At 32.7% G+C, this 428-nt stretch carries 1 protein-coding gene; it reads left to right on the forward strand.

Annotation, left to right across the window (positions count from 1 at the left end):
* Positions 1 to 61 precede the first annotated feature (61 nt).
* Positions 62 to 428, forward strand: a 367-nt coding sequence (locus HMPREF2700_RS05680; protein ID WP_141745822.1) for an IS110 family transposase, incomplete at its 3' end; no start/stop codon positions are given.

A 428-nucleotide genomic window follows, 5' to 3' on the forward strand; every position in this document is an offset into this window, starting at 1 on the left:
ATTACCTTAAAGATTGAATATCATCATAGCCATTGAAGGCTGAATAAATAAGGAAAATGAAATGAATGTAATAGGGTTGGACGTATCGAAAAATACGATAGATGCGACATTGATTACAACTAAAGGAAGCAAAGACTATATAAAAATATTCAATAATACAGACGGATTTGAGAATCTGATTAATTGGATAAAAACAAAACGAATTAGAAAAATTGCCATAAGTATGGAAGCAACAGGCATTTACTACGAACAGGCGGCAGAATATTTGAGCGCGCTATATACGATTTTTGTCATTAATCCCTTAAAAATTAAAGAATACGCAAAAAGTCAGTTTAGACATACAAAAACAGACAAAGCAGATTCAAAACTTATCGCAGAATTTGCAAACCGTCATTTAGACAAACTGACACCGTTTAGGCCGTCTGAAA

Origin of the sequence: Neisseria sp. HMSC068C04 (genome assembly GCF_001810105.1) — a bacterium.
GTDB classification, from domain to species: domain Bacteria; phylum Pseudomonadota; class Gammaproteobacteria; order Burkholderiales; family Neisseriaceae; genus Neisseria; species Neisseria flavescens_B.